This window comes from Leptospira sanjuanensis (assembly GCF_022267375.1).
Classification (GTDB): Bacteria; Spirochaetota; Leptospiria; order Leptospirales; family Leptospiraceae; genus Leptospira; species Leptospira sanjuanensis.
In genome coordinates this window covers 3,596,265-3,614,566 of record NZ_JAIZBH010000001.1, presented here as the reverse complement: position 1 = coordinate 3,614,566, position 18,302 = coordinate 3,596,265, and the positions used below count along the sequence as shown (strand labels likewise).

Sequence of the window (18,302 nt, the reverse complement as noted above, 5' to 3'; positions counted from 1 at the left end):
GAAATAAATTTTTGATCTCGGATTGATTTGACGAAAAAGGATTTATCCGAAGTATCGATCGGGGAGTCGATCATTTGGAAGTATTCTTAATCTTCGTTTTATTCTTATTCAGTTTATACACTTTTTTTCAATCCAAAGGATTAAAAACGGAAATCGAAGAACTCAAAGAGCGGATTCGTTCTTTGGAATCGATGCTTTCTAAGGAAAAACCTAAGGAAAGTAAACGACCGCTTGCGGAGGAAAAACCGATCGTTCCGATTACGGACGTACCTCCGCCGTCCTCCGTTCCGCCCGTTCGACAACAAGAAAAGAAAACGGATAAAATCGAGGTGCGGACCGAAGCCCAAACTCCGGTTCTTGCTAAAACGACATCCGTCGAATTCAAAGAAAAACGAGCGTCGGTTGCGCAGGCTGCGACGGCGGAAAAGATCGAACCGCAGGTTCCTAAAGAGCCCGGATTTTTGGTTCAGCTCTGGAAGAAGATCGAAAAACCTCTTTCGGAAAACTGGACCGGAATTTTGGGAGCGGTTATTCTCGTTGCGGGAATCGGATTCCTCGGAATTTATGCGCTCTTTATTCTTTCCGCAATATATCGTTGTCTTCTTATATTCGGATTTTCTTTTGTTCTTGCGGTTCTTGCGTTCTGGCTCGGAAAAAAACCGGAATTCAAAAACGTATCGCTCGCGCTTCGAAGCAGCGCGGCGGCGGTTCTGCTTTTCGTTTCTTTGGGAAGCGGTTCCATCGATGCGTTGAAATGGTTGGAGAATTCCTATGCGGCTCTCGCGGTTTTGAGTGCGGGACTAATCGTGAATCTTTACGCGGGTTATCGGTCTAAAAACGAAACATTCGCTTCTTTGCATACGATTTTGGGATTGGTGGCGGTGTCGATCCCGCAATCCTCCGGTTTTACGTTAGGCGTAATTGCGTTGATTTGTTTACCGGGCGTGATCTGGAATTACAGGGAACGAAGACAAATTCATCTGTTGGCGGTAAGCACCGGTTTTTTTGCGGCCCATCTCCATTGGCATTATCAGATCTTCTCGCAGGCAAAGCCGGCCGGTATCGAGGTAGTTTTTCCGATTCTTTGTATTCTTCCCGTATTTTGCGGCGCGCTTCTCGTTCATTACCGGGAAACTTTGTACGGGAAAAAAGAATTCGAACTCTTTCCACTCGCAAGTCATCTTCTTAACTGGTCGTATCTTGGAATCAGCCTGATTCATTATTCGCAAAAAACGAAGATCAGCACATTCGTATTGTTTGTCGCCGCAGGAATCGTTTGGTTCTTGTCCAAGGCCGCAAAACGAAAAGAAATTTCCTGGTTGTTTCTTACGGATCGATTGGTTTCCCAATCCTTGATCGTCCTTGGAATTTTTTCGCTGCGACTTTGGAGTTTGGATTCGCTTGCGATTCTCGCGATCCTGTCGTTCGAGATTTTGATCTTTTCCTGGGTTTGTTTTCGGGAAGAAAGCCGCTTTTTGGAAAGCGTTTCTCTATCCCTTACGACGATCGTATTCGGAGCGCTGATCGGTTTCTCGTATCGTCAATTTTTTCAATCGGAAAATCCGGGGGTTGCGGTTTCGTCCGCTCTCGTTTCGCAGATAGGTTACGGAGTTCTAATACTTGCGTTAGTCGGCTTTATCGGAATCTTGGAAAAACGATTTCCGATTCTAAAGGAAGAATTGTCCCTGACTTCTTTGCTCATCACGTTGATGAGTCTGCTTGCCGGATTGGGTTTGTTTTCATTCTATCTATTCTTTTCGAACGAAATCTACGGAGTTTGGATCCCATCGATTTTGTTAAGCGCAATTCTGGTTTTAAGGCAGAAATTGTCTTCGACGAGACTTTCGTTTACGATCGTTTTACTCGCGCCTCTCGTCACCTTGAGTTTGTGGAAATCGATCGCTTTTGGAACGTTTGAAAACCACGAACGGGTTCTTGCGTTATCCCTTCCGTGGTTACTGCCGTTTTTAGTTTATTTAAAGAATTCTAATGTTTTAAACGGACAAAAACCGCTTTATTGGCCGGGAATTTTCGGTTTTACGGCGCACCTGGTATTCACGTTTTATTACTATCTGAATCTGAAGGGTTCGCTTTTGTTCGGGCCGTTCGCGATTCTTCTTTCTCTTCTTTATTTGGAACTGGGAAGATGGATTCGGAAGCGGGAAAACGGGGATTCCTCGGACGACGGAAAACTATTCTCCTCTCTTTATGTGTTGTCGTTCGTATTAACGGGAATTTTTTTATTACGACATTTTACCGTAGAGTTTCAATCCGCATCCGTTCTTTTCGGGATTCCCGCCCGTTTTTGGATCGAGATGCTCGCTGCCTCTTTGTTCTTATACTGGATTCTTTTTCCCGAGGAAGAATTCTCCTCTCTCGATTTGCTGCGGTCCGCGCAGCCTTTGTTCTGGGAACTTTTAATTTCGATCGTAGTCATCGGAATTTATACCGAAACACCCGGAAGAATTCTTTCGTTCGCGATGGCGGTCCTGACCTGGGTCATTTTCTTTTTATCGAAACGGAAAACGCTCAAGACCGAACGATTCGCGTTGTACGTTTATTTCTTTTTCATATGGACGAATTTGGAAATTTTCTTAGGCGGAGAATCCACAGTCTTTGCGAATCAAAACGAATTTCCTTGGAAGGAAAGAGGGTTTCAGATCGCGTCCGTTTTCGTTCAATTGAGTTCCGTGTTTTTCGTTTTTCCGAGAATCGGTTTGGTAGGATTAGAGACTTCGTTTATCGGTTGGACGGGAATTTGGAAAGCTCCGCTTCGATTCTTTCAAAAGTATTACAACGTATTGCCCGGCTATCTCGGAGTTTTCGGAATCGTTCTGAGTGTGTATATTTATACGAAGGACGTTTTGAATCCGATCTCCAATCTCATCGTCGGACCGGCTTGGGCTTTGTTGTCGATTTCGTTTTTGGAATTCGGGCAATTTTTCGGAAGAAAGAAGGATTCTCTTTCGATCGCGATCCTTTCCGATTTTCTTAAACGAGCTTCCTGGCTGGGATTGATCGCGTTTACGGTTCATTACGTTTATGTGGATTTACAGTCCTCCTATATGTATCTTGGATTTTTGTCGGCTTCCAATTGGACCGCGGTCCTCGGGATGTCCGTTTGGATTTATTGGGCGACTTCTAATATTAGAGAAACTGAAAACGTCCGTTTTTGGCAGATCGTATATCCGTTGTTAAACGAAGGTTGTCTTTTCTTTCTGGGTTTGATCTCCTATTCCGTCGTAAGCGAATCTTGGATCAGCGTCGCGTTTGCGGTCGCGGCACTCGGAGTTTTGGAACTTGGGATTCGAAAACAGGAAAACCTTTCGAGATTTCGATGGTATGGAATTCTATTTCATTTGTTTGCCTGCTTTTATCTGACCTTTATCGTGTCGACCGAAGACAATCCAGTCGCACATTGGATGCAGGCGAAGTGGATCCCCGGCGTTCTCACCATTCTTCTTTTATTCTTATTCGTGTTCCGAGCTTATCGAGGATACGGAAAGGAGAATATAGGGTTTCCGCTCGGCCTCGGTTTTTTAAAAGGAATCGCGGACAAGACCGGAACCTATCTCAACGGAGTGGTATATTATCCTTTCTTTATAGGAATTTTTCTATTCCTCTATTGGTCCTTTTCGAGCGCGGTCCTTACTTTGCTTTGGTCCACTCTCGCATTCTTGATCTTCCTGCTAGGATTGTTTTTGAAAGAGTCCTGGTTCCGTTATCTTTCCTTGGGACTTTTGTTGTTCTGCGTGGGAAGGTTGATCTTTCACGACCTTTCTTCTTCCGGAACGATTCTCAAAGCGGTCGTGTTCTTGGGAGTGGGAAGTATATTGCTTTTAATGAATACGATTTATAACAAATACCGGGATCGGTTTTAAATGAAACGATTGATTTTTTTTATAGGGATATTGGGTTTTGGAAGCGTTCTGATGTTCTTATTATACAAAGAGCAGATTCAAACGGAACGAAACTCCACGTTAGCTCCCTTTTACCAGATTCTCGGCAAGCCGATTCGAACGATGAACCGCGCGCTAACGAAAGTTTTGTCCGTTGATTCTCTCGACGAAAAGGAATACGGCGACGCGATCCGTGAACGATTTACGGAGATGCAGAATCCGAACGACAAAGATTACGTTTATCTAAATCAGTTGATCGGAACTCTCACTGCGTATAAACAGAAACCGTTCGATTACACGGTTTACGTGATGGAAGAAGAATCGCCGAACGCGTTTGCGCTGCCCGGAGGAGTGATCTTCGTTACGAGAGGTTTGATGACGACTCTCAAGTCCGAACACGAGTTGGTGGCCGTTCTCGCGCACGAGGTGGGTCATATCGAAAAATCGCATTGTATGGACGGCGTTCGCTTCGAACTGCTGGCTGCAAAGATCGGAACGGAAACGTTAGGCAAGCTTGCGGACTTCGCGTTTCAATGGATGACGAGACACGCATACAACAAAACGCAGGAAGACGAAGCGGACGAATACGCGTTCGATTTGATCTTGAATACGATGTATGATCCGAACGGAGTGGGACTTGCGTTTCTTCGATTGGAAAAATATTCTCCCGAGTCGGGAACCAAAAAAGCCAAACTCATCAGCGAATACTTTCAATCGCATCCTCACATGGATTTAAGAAGGGAGAAGTTTTCCGAAAAAGCCGATCAGTGGTGGTCTTCCCATTCCGAGGAAAGAAGATACAAAGGCGGGCGAAACTTGAAGGCGCGAACCACCTTCGAAAAACAAGACTACGACGAAGAATGGATCGAAGGACGAAAATCCTAAATCGATCCGTGATCGATCAGAATCAAATATGAACAAATCCAAACATCAGCAATCACAAAAAGAAAACGAGACGTTTTCCAAAAAGAGTCTTCTGTACTTTTATGCAAATACGGGAGTGACCTTGCTCGCGGGGAATATGCTCAATTACTCTTTGATCATATACTCGCTGGACATCACCGGATCGCAGACGTTTGCAGGTTCGATCTTTTTTGCGAACGTGTTGCCCACGATCTTGTTCAGTTTTTTTGTGGGAGCCGTTCTCGATCGATATTCGCGTTTGAAGATTCTGTATCTCTTTCAGACGAACTACATTCTTTCCGCATTGATTATCGGAATTCTGATCGGAACGGGAAGAATGAACTATGATCTTCGTTGGATTTTAATTCTTCTTGCCGCATACAACGGACTCGCTCTGACGTTTATGATTCCCGGTCGATTGACATTGCTCGGCAATTTGGTCGATGCGAAAGACACGGGAAAGGCAACGATGATGTTGAACATCCTGATTATCGTAGGATTCGGATTGGCTCCGATGATCGTAGGTTTGATCAAACAAAAGCAGGATTGGGATATACTGTTTTATACGATCGGCGCTTTGTATCTGTTCGGATATTTGTTTTTAATCCTGGTAAAAATTCGGGAAACGGTTTCCGTCGAAAAAGAAACGATCTGGGAAGGACTGAAAACCGGACTTCTCTTTTTAAAAACCGAAAAAGTCTCCGTGGAACTTTTGATTCTGACCGCGTTCGCGATCTTTATGGTTGGACCGATGCAGGTGGTTCTTCCGCAATTCGCAAAAAACATATTATTGTTAAACGAACAGGGAAGAGGGTTGTATATGGGAACTCTGGGACTCGGATTGTTTATCGGCGGAATCGGAGCGAGACTTCTGCACGACCGTTTTCATCGCGGCTACGTGATGTTGGCCGCGACTTTTCTTACGGGAATCATCGCATTAGCGATCGCTAATTCTCAAAACGCGATTCTATCGGCGGCGCTTCTATTGACTACGGGAATTTTGGGAGGACTTCTCAGTGCGTTGATTCCTTCCACGCTGCAGTTGATCACTCCGGACGGAGTTCGGGGACGGGTCATGAGTTTTTACAGTTTGATCTTTCAGACGACTCCGGCGCTCGCCGGTTTGTTGACCGGCAGGCTCGCAGATCTTTACGGACAACCTTGGTCTTTAGGATTTTCGGGAATTTTTATTTTGATTTCCGCGATTTTCTGTTCGATTTCGTTTAACAAACTGCGCGATCTTCCCTAAGAAGGACTTTCCTAAGTAGCCGCGCAGAAACAAATTGTTTCGGATTAATTTTGAATCAGGGAAGAATGATAACCTTCCGGAGTTTCGTAACCCATAACGTCCAAAATAGTGGCCGCGACGTTCGCTAAACCTGGATTGGAAACGCCCGCATTCAAACGGATTTTCTTTTCCGGATCCAAAATGGAGAACGGAACGGGATTCAGAGTATGACTCGTTTTAGGAACAGGATTTCCCTTTGTATCCTTTTCCACGTTTCCTTTTTTATCCAACTGATACATCTCGTCCGCGTTGCCGTGATCGGCGGTGATCAGTAAAACAATATTCTGTTTTTCGCATATTTTCCAAAGCCGTTCCACGCAGCCGTCCAGAAATTCCATCGCTTGAATCGTAGCGGGAAAATTGCCCGTATGTCCGACCATATCTCCGTTCGCGTAATTCACCCGATAGAAATCCTGTTTGTTTTCGGTAAGGGCTTTTTCCAAAGCTTCAGTGATCAGAAGCGCCTTCATCTCCGGGCTTTGATCGAAAGGAATCACGTCGGATTGAATCTCTTTGTATTCCTCCGAAGTTCGATCAAAGTAGCCGCTTTTGTTTCCGTTCCAGAAATAGGTAACGTGTCCGTATTTTTGTGTTTCGGATAACGCGTACTGAGCGACTCCGCTGTTGGCCATGTATTCGCCGAGGGTTCGATCGATCGCGGGAGGAGCGACTAAAAAACGTTCGGGAAGTTTCAAGTCCCCGTCGTACTGCATAATACCTGCATAGACGATATCAGGAAGAGATCCGCGATCGAACTTGTCGAAATTTTTTTCGGTAAACGCCAAGGAAATTTCGATCGCTCTGTCTCCGCGGAAGTTCGTAAAAACCACGGAGTCTCCGTCGACGATCGGTCCGACCGGATTTCCATTCTCCGCAATTACGAAAGAAGGAAGATATTGATCGATGACTTTCGGATCTTCGGTTCGAAACGTTTCGATCGCTTCTTTTGCGGAGGAGAATTTTCTGCCTTCTCCTTTAACGTGGATTTTCCAACCTCTTTCGACCATGGACCAATCCGCTTCGTAACGATCCATCGTGATGGTCATTCTTCCGCCGCCGGAAGCGATGCGGATATCCGCTCCGTTTTTGCGCAGGGAATCGAGCCAAGTTTCGAAAGGATTCAAATAATCTAATGCGGATTTTTCGGGAACGTCCCTTCCATCCAAAAGGATATGAAGACGAATCTTGGGAACTTTTTCTTCGATCGCCTTGGAAATCAAGGCTTTCGTATGATCGATGTGAGCGTGAACGTTTCCGTCCGAAAAAAGACCTAACAGATGTAAGGTGGAATTCCTCTTCTTTGCGTTTTCGATCACTTCTTTCCAAGCTTGTCCTTGAAAGATTTCTTGACTTGCGATCGAATTCGAAACTAATTTAGCGCCTTGGTCGAAAATTCTTCCGGAGCCTAGAACGTTGTGACCGACTTCGGAATTTCCCATATCTTCGTCGGACGGCATGCCGACCGCTTTTCCGTGCGCTTGAATGTGAAGAGTGGGGGATTGATTCCAGACCTGATTTAAAAAAGGAAGTTTTGCGCCCGCGATTGCGTTTCCGGATTCGGAGCCTTTCGACGAGTATCCGACCCCGTCTAATATAACGAGCAATGCCTTTCTAGACCGAAAGGTATATTTCTTGGTGAGCTTCATGTTAGATTCATGGAACCAGTCGGCTAGGCGAGAAGTCAAGAGAATCAAATCTGAAAAAAACTTGGAAATTTGCTTTCCATTCGTAGATCCGATGAAAAAACTGAAGTTACCATTAAACGAAAAGCCTTCCGAAAAATCTGAAAATTATCTAGATAGTCTAACAGTGGAGAGGCGATGAGTAAGCCGGCCTTAAATCCAGCGTTGGGTGGAAACCAAACGCAACCCAACTTTTTAAAAGTTAAAAAGATCAACGAAGTCGTAAGTTATTATCTGAACGATAGACTTACGCACTCCGTTTATAAGGCCGTAGTTTCGCAGACGAATCATAAAAACGCGAAGTCTCAAAACTTATTTCAAGTGGAATCCAGAGTTCCCGAAGCCGCAGAGCTAACAACAGCCGAAGTCGTTTTTCATATCAAACGTCTGCTGGAAGACGGAGTCGCTCTTCAGTTCGCCTATTTCTATATCGATCCCGCGACTTCCGAATTAAAACTAAAACCTTGTTACGTTGCCTACCCAGATACGGAACTCGGAGATCTAACGCGCATTTATCTTTCTCTTATCGATCTTTCGATCAACTCGATTCTTACGTATTTGGAAAGCAGACCCGTTCTCGGGAAGGAAGTTTTATGGGAAGATTTGGAGGCGGATTTTAAAGGGGAGAATCCTTCGAAATTGAAACTCTTCTTCAATCCGGAAAATTTTTTCAAACCTCCGTATATTAGTATTCCATTAAATTCGGATTACGTAAAGGACATGCTGTTCGAAATCACGGACGGATTGATCAAAAAGGGAAGAATCCGGGAAATACCGGAGTTCGGATATCTTACGGTAAAGTCCAAAGAACTTCAGAGTTTGTTCGAACTCGTGGACGAGTTTCATTTTAAGAAGATCTTTCCAAAATACAAATGGGCTTTATCGGACGCCTTCAATATGATTTCGCACGAGGAACGGCTTCACGCGAACGATCCTTCCGCGACGCCTACCACTTCTTTCGGAAGAAAAAGGGCCGAAGCGATCGAAAAGGTCGTAGATTCCGATCCCGAAAGAAAACAAAAACGCAAGCTGATGGGGGTGGAGCTGATTCGAAGTTTAGGAGATGAAATCGAAAATTCTCTCGGACTTTCCTATCACGAACAGATTCGAAATCGGTTCCACGAAATGAGCGATCATCTAGCAAAACAAACCGGACGTTGGGACAAACTCGTCTTATTCATTCCCGATGAAGAATTCAGAACGTTTCCCGCCGAGTTGAAAAAACTTTTTACAGAAGACATGCATCTCGCCTATTCCACATGGGAAACGAAAGGCGTGACGATGCATTCTTTTATGAGAATCGACGTCGAAACGGTAAAGTCCGTAATCAAGTCTTTGGCGACTGTTGCTTCGGTGGAAGCTTGGAAAGTGTTGAGCATTCGAAACTTGATCGAACTCAACGAAGACGCGCTGCGAGGCGTATTCAAAGACGGAGAATTCGTTAAAGGTTACGGAAAGGTTCTTCGCAAAGGATATGTGGAGTACTTTCCGTGGTATTTTGCGATTCTGGATTTTTTCGGAATCGGAAAGCTGCTACAGGATATGTTCTTTCAATCCGCAAAGGAAAAAATCAGATCCGAACAATCTTTTTTAAGATCCAAAAACCGCGAAGCCGTTTTGAAGTCGGAACAAAGTAAGATTCAGGAAAAATTAAAAGAAGAAGAAAGAATCAAAGCGCTCGAACAAAAATCGAAAGTATCCGAGGCTTTGAATCAATATTATTTTCAAAAGATGATTCCCCCGTTGTTAAAGGACGTTCTCTTTGAAGTTCCGGGAACTTCTTCCGATGTGGTTCATCAAATCATCGATCGGGAAAAGTTCGTACTTCTTTCCGATCCGGCCGGTGATAAGAACGATTCGATCGTGATGTATCCGGACGACGAAACGTTTCGATCTCGCGCGAAAGAAATTCATAAAGTATTGTCCGAAAAAAAGAAGAACTTAGAATTCAAACTCAGAAACAAAGACGAGGATTTTCAAAACGAAAAAATTTCCAGGGCTTTGAAGTATTTGGATTCCTGGTTCGCTTCCAAACCCGATCCGGGAGCAACGTCCGGTAAAGCCGGTAAGGGCGCTTCTTCCGAAAGTACAAACGAAGATCCGTATGAAAATTTTCGAAAGGAAATTTCGAAAGTCAAAGGGAAAGAAAAAATTTCCGTTTAATTTGGCAGATTTTAATACGACTTTGATATAAATTTTGTTAGTCGTGCGAAAATTCTGTTTTCAATTCAAACTTTCTAAGATAGATTGATTCTACGCTCTAAAAAGAGAACGGAGAAATTCGGAAGAATTCTCCCGATAGAAAGGTTGCAAAGACATGTCGATCGTTCGGATTCATTTTTTTGGATTTTTATTTTTAGTATTCATTCTTCTTTCCTGTAGCCAAGCGGAGAAAATCGAAATGGATCTCTCGAAGGGCGGGGTAGGATTGATTGCGAACATTCTTCCCGCGATACTGCCCGTTGACGACAATCCGTTCGATTCCACCAAATTTCCAACGCTGAACGAAGGACAATCCACTTCGGTAACGCTTACGCTAAAAACGAGAGCGGCTTCGGTCGAGCAGTTTAATTTCGCCTGGGCGGATACAGCCGGCGGCCCCACGATTTCTCCCGCGACTTTTACGTATTCCGGTTCGAATACCGCGAACGTAACGATCACCGCAATCGATAACGATTGTTTGGACGATACGATGACGCTTAACGCAACCCGCGTTTCCGATTCGAAAGTGTATGCGTTGAAGTTCAATGTGACGGATCGGGATCGTTGTATTTTTCTTGCGAGCAATTCTTCAGCACCGGGCGTAACCGGACCGGGATTTACCGGAAACTTGGGCGGAGTTGCGGGAGCCGACGCAAAATGTCAGGCGGAGAAGCCTTCCGCTTTACCGGGAGCCGCTTCCGAATACAAGGCTTTGTTGGGTATCGATACGGTTCGAAATCCGACTAAGTCCGGCGGCGTACTGGAAACCGATTGGCCGTTGAAAGTCGGAGTTCGTTATTTTTCTTACAGCGCTTCCGCACCGGAGGGAGCTTACATTGCGACCGGGACCAGCAACGGAATCGGGACGGGAAGCGCGATCTTTACTTTTCCATTGAATTCGAGCATCAATCATAGCAGCGATACTTCTACGTTGAGTTTTTGGACAGGAATCGGAAGCTCCTCTTTCGATCCAATGGGCGGTTCTTATACTTGTTCGACGTATACGGACGGTACTACCGGCTTCGGCTACAACGGTGTAACGAACTCAACGAGTTCGTCCGCGATCGCGAGTTATTACTTCAGTTGCTCCACCCCCGCGCGCTTGATTTGTATTCGTCAGTAAAATCTGCAGAACGTTCTTAATCGGTCGCAAGCCATACTGATTATCCAAAGCCTGATTTTTGACACTCGGTCCCTTCTAACGAATTCAGAATGGAATCCGCGAGCCATTCCTTTCAACCGATTCTGAATTCGGCCTGTTTATGATGTCCGATTCGATATTTCCGTAACGAACGGAACCGAAAGTTCCTTTGGAAGTTTAAGTTTTTTGTTTTGTTTAATTAAGTATTGACTTAATTAAGAATATGGTTTAATATGCATGTATGAATGCGTTTGCCGCTCTTGCGGACGATACGAGAAGGGAAATCGTGAAATTGGTGGCCAAGAGCGGAGAACTTACTTCGACCGCGATCAGCCGGAATTTCAAGATGAGTCCGCCCGCGATATCACAACACTTAAAAGTATTACAAGAAGCGAAAGTTCTTCATATGAAGAAGGACGCACAAAAACGCATCTATAGTTTAAACGATTCGGGAATCGACGAAGTGGAAGAATGGCTGCTCGATATAAAAAATCTATGGAACAAACGTTTGGACAAACTGGATCGATACATTTCGAAAATTAAAAAGGAGCGATCCCATGATAAAAAATGAAACAGAAACGATCATCGAAGGCAACAAGGTAATCTATAAAAGATATTTTGAAATATCGGCCGAATTACTGTTCGAGATATGGTCATTGGAGGAACATCTGACTCAGTGGTGGGGACCGGACGGCTTCACTTTGACGAGCAATAGCATGAATTTTTCGAACGGGGGGATCTGGGATTTTATCATGCACGGTCCTGACGGACACGATTACAAAAACAAGATTCAGTTTATAGAAATCAAGAAACCGTATCACATCTATTATAAACATCTCGGCGACGGAGAAGGAGCGAAAGACGTCGATTTTCAAGCAAAGGTTACCTTCGAAGAAGTGGGCGAAGGTACGAATCTAACGATGGAACAGATCTTCCCTTCCAAGGAAGAGCTGGAAAGAGTGAATCAAAAATACGGCGCGATCGAAGGCGGAAAGCAACACGTCGCGAATCTGAGCAAATACGCGGAAAGCTTGAAGTAAAAACCTGATTTTCGAATAACATAGATTAAACGATTTCAACGATGCGGGTTTCCTGAAAACGAATTCCCGCGCGCTTTCAAAGAAGTTTTAAAAGAATCTTAGAATTTTACGGTATAAGCGGCAGTCGGAGTGATTTCCGTCAAACCGTTGACCGGACTCTTTACTATAGAAGCGGTAAATTTCCATCCTTCGGGATTCGGATCGGAAAGCGCCGCCTGCATTTTTTCATAATCCCTTGCAAAGAGGAACGTGTGAATCAACTGTAAGCCGTAAATTGCACCTAATAGCCATTGCGCTTGGTTGTATTGGGAAGTCGCGCGGTCGTAATTGCTGAAATAAGGGTTCGTTGCCGTCGCAGTGACTAAAACTCTCGTAATCAAAGCCGTCGCACGAACCGTTTCGTCCGAAGTTACTGGATTTAAGTTCGGATCGGAGAACGCAAGGGCCGTGATTGCAATGGAATTCGTTTTGTATGAGTTTTCTTCCGTAGCTGCCTTTTCTCTTGCATTATTGGCATAGAGAGCCGCTCCAGCAAACAGCGCTAAGCTGATCGCTGCCCATTTTTTTTGACCGACCTTCCATTGGCCCCAGCCCGGAAGAACGGCGGATCTCGCCGTAATGGTCCACTTCGTTTCTTTCCAAGTGGAGGGTGCCGGCTTTTCTTCGGTTTTCGTCTCTTGCTTTGTTATAACTTTCTTGGTTTCTTCTTTTTTAGGATCTTTCAGATTGATTTCGGAAATTTCCGTTTTAGGAATCGTTTGCACTTTTCCGTTTACTTCAATCTGAACTTCGGTTCTCGATTGATTTACGATCTTACCCTGAAGGATTTTACCGTTTTTCAGAGTGATCGTACTTGCCGCCAGAGGGAAAGAAATCGTAAAAACAAGAAATAAAACTCCCGAAGAGGCTACAATTTTAGATATTCGAGACATATAATTATAATTCCGATTCCTAATCATGAAATTTTATGATTCATCTTTTCTACAAGAAATTATCTTTTTGCTTGAAAAAACAAGTAGGAATCGGTGATCCTCATTATGTGGAACACACAACCGAGTTAGAAAAGCTCTATAACCACAACAAAGATGATTTATTTCATTATATAAAAAAATCGTTCTACGACGAAAATTCTGCACAAGACATCCTGCACGATTCGTTTCTAAACTTTTTTCGATATTATGAAAATAAGGATCTCCCCGATCCGACTTCTTGTCGGATGATTCTCTTTAGAATCGCGCGGAATTTAATTATTAACCACGCAAAATCCTATTATCAAAGAAACGTCTCCTTAGTCGGTGAAGACACCGGTAATAATTTTGCGTCCAAGTCCCCAAGCCCGGAATCCTCCGTAATGGAAAAAATTGACCAATCGGATGTTAAAAGTACTATGGATTCCCTTTTGGAAGCCATTTCTCCTGAATACAAAGAGGCTTTGCTGTTACGGTATCAGCAAGACTTGAAACTGGATGAAATTTCTAAAATTCTTGGAATGAGTATTTCCGGTGTTTCAAGGCTGATTGAAAGAGCGGAGAAGGCCTTAGCCCAAGAAGGTAAAAAAATAGGTTTCCAACCGGGGAATTATATATAAGGTATTATTTCCTACCGTCTTATATTTTGAAAAAGAATCAATTCGGACTACTGGTGATAAAAAAATTTCAGAAATGGAAAAAAAAAGGTCAAATTGACTCCTATAGTTTGTTTAACAAACAGGAAGCGGGACGGCTTGAATTGCAGACCCGGGAAGCATGAATATGGAAAATAAAATAAATACTCCCGAATTTGAAGGATACGCGCGACTCCTTAGAGAAAAGGACTCTGTATCTCAACTCCCGGCATTCGATCCGAACTGGATCGGAATGAAGCCCCGCTTCACCGTGGAGGACAAAATAATGACTGTTCCGACTGATACTAAAATTCTGCATTTTCCAAAAACTACATGGCTCGCGGCGGCGGCCGTATTATTACTTACGATCGGAGGAGCTTGGTTTAGCCTAAGAACTCCGAAAGTTGAAACGGAAATCGTTCAAGGAACTCCTCTGAAAGCGGCGGTCGTCTTTGTAAAAGGCAAGGCTTCCGTAATGAGAGATGTGGAAATCAAGTTACACCAAGGCGATCTTTTAAACGAGTCCGACATCATTCTTACCGAAGCGGGCGGAGCGGTCGACATCGGTTTAACGGATTCCAGCGTAATTCGCGTTAAAGAAAACAGTAGATTGATCCTGAAAGAATTGAGAGAAAACAACGGTTCTCAGATCAGAATGAATCTCGCTGCGGGTAGGTTATTAAACGTAGTCGAGAAAGAAAAGAAAGGAAGCAACTTCTACGTGGAAACACCGTCTGCGGTCGCAGCGGTTCGTGGAACTTCGTTTGAAGTAAACGCATCCGAAAGCGAATCCGTGGTCTTCGTGGCAGAAGGCGCCGTCGAAGTTACTTCTCTGAACGCATCCAAAAAAGTATATATCTTAGAAGCTTCTAAACTCGTAACCGTAAACAAAGACGGAGAAGTGGAATCGATCGATCTTTCCAAAGTGAATTCTACACTTCCTGAATATAAGGATATGAAGAAGAATCTTGGAACTCTGGACAGCGAACTTCTGAACGATGTGCAAAATCTGAAAACCGCTAAAACGGAAGAAGAATTGAGCAAGATCTACGATCTCAGCATCGAACATATCATCATGAAAGACGGAAGGGAACTGAGAGGGGTGGTCGTTTCCCAGAAAAAAGGAAAATTGGTCGTTCAAACTCTGAAAGGTTCTTACATCCTGGATGAAGACGCGGTGGATAAGATCAAATATTGATCTAAGTTTCGATCTCTGATGACCAAAAGCCGTTTGAAGGTTTCTTCAAGCGGCTTTTTTATTTACGGAGATTGTTTGGTGTTTGGCGATGTCCGATCGAAGAGGAAACCTATCGAAAGCCAAAATGTCCAATGCAAGGGCGCAAATTTGCGCGTTGGGATTTGCGAAGATTTGAATATTCTAAATTTCTGATCAACCGTCAATACGATCATAAACCCAAGAATCCGCAGACCAGGTTCCCCCTCCGAATAGCAAGAGAGAGAGGCCCATGCTGACCGCGAGAATGTGATATTCGAATCCTTCTCCGCCTTGATTGCCGAACCAGTTCATAAAAAAACCGATTTCCCTATGAGTCCATCCGGCCACCGCCAATGTGCACGTGATTCCGAATGCGGCCAATCGTGTGCCGAGTCCTAAGACGAGAGCGATGGATCCGAAGAACTCGGAAATGATCGCTAAGAAGGCAAGTGCGGTCGGAAATTCAGCCGTGTTCACTAAAAAATCCATCGAAGCTTCGTAACCGACGCCACCGAACCATCCCATAAGTTTTTGAGCGCCGTGAGGAAAAATACAAATTGCGAGACCGATCCGCAGAAAGAGCGGGGCAAGAGATTCTCGTGTGAAAAAGAAACGGTGGATCATATTCGACTCCGGAGAATGTCCGTTGTATATTTCGCCGAAGTTTCCCGAAAGAAAAAAGTAAGGCCCGTTGTTTCTGAAATGAAAGTGTAGAAACTCCTCACTATTTATGTCTCATTATTAAAGAACAAGGTGGCATTGAATAAAAATAATCGCGCAGTTCCGACTATCGAGCGACCTATCGAGCGACCCGTAGGGAGCGAGATACTGAGTTTTTCCGATCCCTAGAGAGGCGTTCGCTGAGTTCAGAAAGTGAGACATGAGTTTCCGAGCGCCAATACGCCGAGTTTACTAAAAGATGAAGATGGATTCTCTTTTAAAACGATGCATTTCGTTCAAGCGCGGTGGAAATCCGGAGGATTCTCCCTTAAAATCGTTGTCGAAACGCCCCAATTCTAAAAATCTGGCATTAGATTATTTGGCGGGAAACCTATGTCCGAAGAAACACAAGAAAAGAAAAACAAAAAAATCAATAAAATGACCGTTGCTGAGATCAACACGGCTCTTCAAACTTCTAAAGAGAAGATGAACGGCAGTTCCAGCAAATACATCCTGCATTTGAATGCTAGATTGGAAGAACTCGCAGCAAAGGGTAAGAAATAATTTCATTCCTTTTTCCGGTCCGTCGGTTTTCGGCGGAACCCGGCCCTTGCTTCTTTTATCTTTCTAAACTTCCCGATCCTTGCTTCAATTCATCGACATAAAACACCAGTATGCGTCGGCCGTTCTGTTCGACGGATTCTCCTGGCATATCAAACCCGGGTCCCGCGTTTGTTTGGTCGGTCCGAACGGTTCCGGCAAATCGACCTTGTTTCGGATCGCGGAAGGAAAATTCTTTCCCGATAGCGGAAGCGTAGCCAAGTCCAAAAACACCGAAATCTCCATATTCCAACAGATTCCGGACTTCGATCCCGAAGCGAAGGTCATCGATACCGCATTAGCAAAACATAAACATTATAAAGAATATTCCGAGCGATTGAACGAAATCAACGGCAAGTTCGATTCGATCTCGCACGACTCGAAAGAATTCACCGAACTTTTGGACGAACAAAGTTCTCTGGAAGAATACGCGTTCACATACGGGGTTCACGAACTCGAATCCAAAGCACGTAAGGTTTTGGGCGGATTGGGATTTTCAAACGCTCAGATGGAGATGAAGGTTCGGGAATTTTCTCCCGGTTATCAACATCGTCTCGGCCTTGCGATCACTCTTTTGAATCCGGGCAACTTACTCTTGTTAGACGAGCCGACCAACCACTTGGACAACGCGTCCAAACAATGGCTCGCGGATTATCTGAATTCCACGGGACAATCCTTCGTTCTTGTGACGCACGATCCCGAATTCTTAAACGCAACGTGCGATACGATCGCCGAACTTTCTCCTTCCGGCGTAATCGAATTTCGAGGAACTCTCGAGGAATACTTCGAACACAAGAACGAACTTCAGGAAAAACTTCAGGCCCAATACGATAAGGAAGAATCCTATCTCAAAAAGAGAATGGAATGGATCGAACGTTTTCGCGCGAAAGCGACCAAGGCGAGACAAGTTCAATCCGCGATCAAGAAACTCGAAAAACGGGATAAGGTGGAAGCGCCGGAAGAATCCTTCTGGAACTCGAAGTCGGATTATCAATTCAACTTTATCTCTTCCGGTAAAATCACCGCAAGGATCGAAGACGGCGCTTTTTCCTATTCGGGAAAACCTCCGTACGTTTTCAGCGGGGGCAATCTCGAAATCTCCGCGGGTGACAAGATCGCAGTCGTCGGTCCGAACGGCGCGGGTAAGTCCACGTTTCTGCGTTGTTTATTAGAAATTCATAAATTAACTTCCGGTAAGATTTATTACGGACCGAAAACGAAGATCGGTTATTTTTCCCAAAACCATCATGAAGAACTGGATCCTTCCAAAAATCTTCTTCAAACGGTGATGGGGGCGTATCCCGATCTGACCGAACAACAGGCGCGAAGTCTTCTCGGTTATTTTTCGTTTTCGGACGACTCGGTTTACAAACAAACCGGTCTTCTTTCCGGAGGAGAACAAAGCCGTCTTCGTTTGGCCCTTCTCGTTCGCTTTCCTACGAACTCGATCTTTTTGGACGAACCTACCAACCACTTGGATTTAGTCGTTCGCGACAATTTACGAAGAGCGCTCATGGCTTATGAAGGTTCTCTTTTGATCATTTCGCACGACCCCGAATTCTTAAAGGATCTTTGCAACCGCACGATTTCGGTGGATCAAGGACAGATTCGGGACTTTAACTGCAGCTTTGCGGATTATCTGAAATACAATCTGGAAGAAACGGCTCCTTCTAAAATGCAGAACGGAAACGGTTCCGCAAAAAAAGAAGACGGTCAACAAACCCGTTCCAAAAAGAACGCCGATAAAAATCGTATTAAAAAAATACAAAAGGATCTGGAACAGATCGAAGCTAAGATCGAACTTTTAGAAAAGTCTAAAAAGAATCTGGAAGAAGTTTTGGCCGATCCCGGTTTTTTTAAGAATCGCAGTTATCAATTGGAACTGGATAATTTCAACGAGGCAAAAAACGAAATCGCTCGTTTGACTTCGGAATGGGAATCGCTTCAATTGGAACTGGAGGAACTTACCGGAACCGTGTGAAACGATTTCTGGAATTGGCAAAACGCTTTCGAACTCAAAGTTGCTCCCTATGGGTCGCAACTTAGGTCGCGTTGCAGCATCGGAATT

Annotated in this window: 14 protein-coding genes; 11 read left to right on the top strand and 3 right to left on the bottom strand. The window is 44.4% G+C overall.

Annotated elements, in window-relative coordinates:
• Window positions 1-74: 74 nt before the first annotated feature.
• Genes LFX17_RS16370 through LFX17_RS16360 form a run of 3 tightly spaced genes read left to right on the top strand, consistent with a single transcriptional unit; the run spans window position 75 to window position 6,051 of the window.
• Entirely contained in the window at window positions 75-3,881 is a 3,807-nt protein-coding gene (locus LFX17_RS16370; RefSeq protein WP_238747347.1) for a DUF2339 domain-containing protein, read from the top strand.
• On the top strand, window positions 3,882-4,784 hold the full coding sequence (locus LFX17_RS16365) for a M48 family metallopeptidase (RefSeq protein ID WP_238747346.1): 903 nt from the start codon (window positions 3,882-3,884) through the stop codon (window positions 4,782-4,784). It begins immediately after the preceding gene.
• A gap of 28 nt (window positions 4,785-4,812) precedes the next feature.
• The gene (locus LFX17_RS16360; protein WP_238731185.1) at window positions 4,813-6,051 is read left to right on the top strand and encodes an MFS transporter; all 1,239 of its coding nucleotides are present in this window, start codon (window positions 4,813-4,815) and stop codon (window positions 6,049-6,051) included.
• A gap of 44 nt (window positions 6,052-6,095) precedes the next feature.
• On the opposite strand, the gene gpmI is transcribed toward LFX17_RS16360, so the two are convergent.
• Window positions 6,096-7,736, bottom strand: coding sequence for a 2,3-bisphosphoglycerate-independent phosphoglycerate mutase (gpmI, locus tag LFX17_RS16355; protein ID WP_238731184.1), 1,641 nt, complete (start codon window positions 7,734-7,736; stop codon window positions 6,096-6,098).
• Window positions 7,737-7,910: 174 nt separating this feature from the next.
• Here gpmI and LFX17_RS16350 point away from each other — a divergent pair, with 174 nt between their 5' ends.
• From LFX17_RS16350 to LFX17_RS16335, 4 genes are all read left to right on the top strand, one after another.
• On the top strand, window positions 7,911-9,935 hold the full coding sequence (locus tag LFX17_RS16350; RefSeq protein WP_238731183.1) for a hypothetical protein: 2,025 nt from the start codon (window positions 7,911-7,913) through the stop codon (window positions 9,933-9,935).
• A 238-nt stretch (window positions 9,936-10,173) separates the two neighbouring features.
• Complete coding sequence (locus LFX17_RS16345; RefSeq protein ID WP_238747345.1) at window positions 10,174-11,097, top strand: DUF1554 domain-containing protein; 924 nt, start codon at window positions 10,174-10,176, stop codon at window positions 11,095-11,097.
• Window positions 11,098-11,356: 259 nt separating this feature from the next.
• Window positions 11,357-11,686, top strand: a complete 330-nt coding sequence (locus tag LFX17_RS16340; protein ID WP_238731181.1) for an ArsR/SmtB family transcription factor — start codon at window positions 11,357-11,359, stop codon at window positions 11,684-11,686.
• A complete protein-coding gene (locus tag LFX17_RS16335; protein ID WP_238731180.1) occupies window positions 11,673-12,155 on the top strand; it encodes an SRPBCC domain-containing protein in 483 nt (160 codons plus the stop codon). Before LFX17_RS16340 ends, LFX17_RS16335 begins: the two co-directional genes overlap by 14 nt.
• A 98-nt stretch (window positions 12,156-12,253) precedes the next feature.
• Here the strand turns inward: LFX17_RS16335 and LFX17_RS16330 are convergent, their stop codons facing one another.
• Window positions 12,254-13,087, bottom strand: a complete 834-nt coding sequence (locus LFX17_RS16330) for an LA_0442/LA_0875 N-terminal domain-containing protein (protein ID WP_238731179.1) — start codon at window positions 13,085-13,087, stop codon at window positions 12,254-12,256.
• Between the two features lie 107 nt (window positions 13,088-13,194).
• Between LFX17_RS16330 and LFX17_RS16325 the strand changes: the two genes are divergently transcribed.
• Complete coding sequence (locus LFX17_RS16325) at window positions 13,195-13,743, top strand: RNA polymerase sigma factor (protein WP_238731634.1); 549 nt, start codon at window positions 13,195-13,197, stop codon at window positions 13,741-13,743.
• Between the two features lie 163 nt (window positions 13,744-13,906).
• Window positions 13,907-14,956, top strand: coding sequence for a FecR family protein (locus tag LFX17_RS16320; protein WP_238731178.1), 1,050 nt, complete (start codon window positions 13,907-13,909; stop codon window positions 14,954-14,956).
• A gap of 192 nt (window positions 14,957-15,148) precedes the next feature.
• Here the strand turns inward: LFX17_RS16320 and LFX17_RS16315 are convergent, their stop codons facing one another.
• Complete coding sequence (locus LFX17_RS16315) at window positions 15,149-15,598, bottom strand: DoxX family protein (RefSeq protein ID WP_238731177.1); 450 nt, start codon at window positions 15,596-15,598, stop codon at window positions 15,149-15,151.
• Between the two features lie 429 nt (window positions 15,599-16,027).
• Between LFX17_RS16315 and LFX17_RS16310 the strand changes: the two genes are divergently transcribed.
• Together LFX17_RS16310 and LFX17_RS16305 are read left to right on the top strand one after the other, a co-directional pair.
• On the top strand, window positions 16,028-16,198 hold the full coding sequence (locus LFX17_RS16310) for a hypothetical protein (protein ID WP_238731176.1): 171 nt from the start codon (window positions 16,028-16,030) through the stop codon (window positions 16,196-16,198).
• Window positions 16,199-16,277: 79 nt separating this feature from the next.
• Window positions 16,278-18,215 carry an ABC-F family ATP-binding cassette domain-containing protein gene (locus LFX17_RS16305; protein WP_238731175.1) on the top strand — a complete coding sequence of 646 codons (1,938 nt, stop codon included), beginning with the start codon at window positions 16,278-16,280 and terminating at the stop codon, window positions 18,213-18,215.
• The last annotated feature ends 87 nt before the right edge of the window (window positions 18,216-18,302 follow it).